General features: G+C 61.5%; 1 protein-coding gene. It reads left to right on the forward strand.

Annotation, left to right across the window (positions count from 1 at the left end):
• Positions 1-37: 37 nt before the first annotated feature.
• A partial coding sequence (locus tag ATB02_RS25355) for a DUF6531 domain-containing protein (RefSeq protein ID WP_105272393.1) occupies positions 38-3,309 on the forward strand: 3,272 nt, incomplete at its 3' end.

Below are 3,309 nucleotides of genomic sequence, written 5' to 3' on the forward strand. Positions count from 1 at the left end.
GGAAGCCGGGACGAATTAATCACACAGGGAACGGGACATGGAAGAGGCATTCTGGGCGGCAAGGCAGGGTGATGCCCTGCTGCATACGTCGTTTATGGCAGATGTGCTGGGGGCAGTTGTAGAGGTTGCCGCCACAGCCCTGGTGGATGTTCTGGTTGTCGGAACCATGGCGGCGCTGGGCGGAGTTGAAGTGGCAACGCTGGGCTGCTCAACCATTTTAGCGATCGGTATAGCAACAGCGGTATTTATGTCGTATCAGGGCTGGAATGACCGAATCAGTAGGGAAAGTGAGCAACTGGCGAACTGGCTTTTCCCGCCTCAGATTGAAGGTTACATCCTCACCGGCTCTGGCGACACATGGATCAACGGCAAACCTGCCGCGCGGGCAGCGGCTACTGCGGCATCGCGGCAGGACATTGAGGCGCAGGAAGCGCAGGCGAAGGCGGAACAGGAAGAAGCGCAGCGTCAGGAGGATGCCAGAACGTTTCTGGATGTGGCCGGGGAATATCTGGAAATGGCGGGGGCCATAGCCCTGGCGGTTAACCCGGTGACAGGGCCTGTGCTGATGTCCCGGGCGCTGCACGACCAGCTCAGTACGGAAGAAGGGCGTTCTGAAATGGTGGATGGCGTGACACATTTTGTGTCGGAACTATGGCAGCCCACCGTGGCCAGTGCGGCCCCGGGCTCCACCCCGACCCCTGACGATAAAATCGACTGCCATAAACATCCCTCCTCACTGACACAGTTTCTCGCACAAAAAAAAACCGCCTTTCTGGATGACCCCCTGGGAACGGCCCTTAACCTGTTGAGTCCGGGCGGTATGCTGGAAACCGCCTTTCAGGGAGTGAATGCGGTTATTGGTAGTATCAGTAATCTGTTCAAAGGCGATGACGAGCCGCCCGCAGCGGAATATATCGCGGAAGGCGCGCGGGATGTGCGTATCAACAGCCAGCCGGCGGCACGCAGCGGGGCACGCTGTACCTGCGAGGCCAGGGTGGTGAATGAGCCGGGGAACGGGGCGTTTGTGTCACCGGATGTCCGCATTGGCGGTCCGTTACTGGTGGTCAGGGATATCAGAAGCGGCAGGTCGCAGATAACCCTGGTGGCAACCGTGGCGCTGATGTTTCTTCGCCCGGGCAAAATGCTTTCTAAAATCGCCTGTTTTGCTGCCAGTGTCGGGATGGGGGTGATGACGCAGAAGGCCATCAGTGCCCTTCCGCATCCGGTCAATGCCGCCACCGGAGCCAAATATCTGGCGGATGACGATGACTTCGATTTCAGTCTGCCGGGCCACTTTCCGCTGGACTGGCAGCGCGTGTACAGCAGTCGTGACGACCGCACGGAAGGGATGTTCGGGCAGGGCTGGAGCGTGATGTATGAAGTCAGCCTCGAGCGCACGCCGGGTACTGCTGACGAAAACTGTATGACCTTTGTGTCGGGCATGGGACGACGCCTGGATATGGAGGCCGTGCTGCCGGGGAGCGGGTTTTACAGCCCCGGCGAAGGACTGGCAGTACGGCGGGGTGAGCAGGGGCACTGGCTTATCAGCAGCGATGACGGGCAGTTTTTTCTGTTTGAAGCCGACCCGCATCACCCGCAGCGCCAGCGGCTGAAAATGCTGGGCGACCGCAACAGCAACTGTCTGAATCTGTACTACGACGAGCTGGGGCGCATCACGCAAATCAGCGGTGAACAGCAGCGTCCGTGCATTCGTCTGCATTATGAACTGGCGGCGCATCCCCGGCGGGTGACACAGATTTATCAGCATTTCCCTGAGACGGCTCCTTTACTGCTGCGTCGTTACCGCTATGACGAGGCCGGCGACCTGAACGGCGTGTACGACAGCACGGGGCACCTGCTGCGTGAGTTTGCTTACGACGAAAACCACTGCATGACCCTGCACCGCCAGCCCGGCGGCGAAGGGTATTATTACCAGTGGGGCTGGTATGAAGGCCCGGATGACGCAGTGTGGCGGGTGACGGGGCACCACACGGACAGCGGTGAACAGTACCGGCTGGCGTGGAGCCTGGCGGCACGCAGGCTGTGCGTGACGGACGGGCTGGGGCGCACGCGTTATCATCAGTGGGACGCGCAGAACCAGGTGACGGCGTACCAGGACGAAGCCGGGCAGGTGACGACGTTCCGCTGGAGCGACGAAGAACGGCTGTTACTGGGAATGAGCGATGCGCAGGGCGGCAAATGGCGCTATGTGTATGACCGGCAGGGGCATATCACGGAGACGCACGACCCGCTGGGGCGGGTGGCACAGACACAGTGGCACCCGGTGTGGCACCAGCCGGAAACGGAGGTGGACGCGGCGGGGAACAGCTGGCGCTGCGAGTACGATGAACGCGGCAATCTTCTTGCCGTGACCGACCCGCTGCAGCAGAACACCCGGTATCAGTATGACCGCCACGGCCAGGTGGTACAGATAACCGATGCCCGTGGGGGGAATAAATACCTTCAGTGGAACGAAGACGGGCAGCTCATGCGGCACACGGACTGTTCCGGCTCGCAGACGGCGTGGTTCTACGATGAACGCACGCGGCTTATCAGAATGACGGACGCGCAGAGCCACAGCACGCGCTACGGGTATGACGACAGCGGCCACCTGACGGAGGTGATACTGGCGGACGGCCGTACGGTGAATTACCAGTCGGACGCGGCGGGCAGGCTGGTGAAGTACACCAGCCCGATGGGGAGGATAACGCGCTGGCAGCGGGACGGGCAGGGCCGGGTGCGCAGCCGGACGGACGCGACGGGGCGCAGGACGGCGTTCGGGTACGATGCTTACGGGCGACTGGTCACGCTGACAAACGAGAACGGAGAAAGCTACCGGTTCCGCCATGATGTGCTGGACCGTCTGGCGGAGCAGATAAACCCGGACGGCTGCCGCCAGGCGTACCGTTACAACGCGCTGAACGCGGTCACGGAAGTGGTGTTCACCGGGGACCGGGGCGGTGAAATCCGTCACCGGCTGGCACGTGATGCGGCGGGCCGGCTCACGGCAAAGGAGACAGCCGATAACCGTACGGAATACGTCCATGATGCGGCAGACCAGCTACTGGAAATCCGCCGCCAGCGGCACGAAACTGACGCGCCGGAAGTTATCCGCTTCAGTTACGACAGACTGGGGCGGATGCTGACCGAGGAGACGGCGCAGGGCGTCCTGACCCATCAGTACGATGAACTGGGCAACCGGACTGCCACCACCTTTCCGGACGGCAGAACGCAGCGCCATCTGTACTACGGCAGCGGTCATCTCCAGCAGATAAATCTGGACCGGGAGGTCATCAGCGAGTTCACACG

Source organism: Escherichia sp. MOD1-EC5189 (genome assembly GCF_002966045.1).
In the GTDB taxonomy this organism is placed as follows: Bacteria; Pseudomonadota; Gammaproteobacteria; order Enterobacterales; family Enterobacteriaceae; genus Escherichia; species Escherichia coli_F.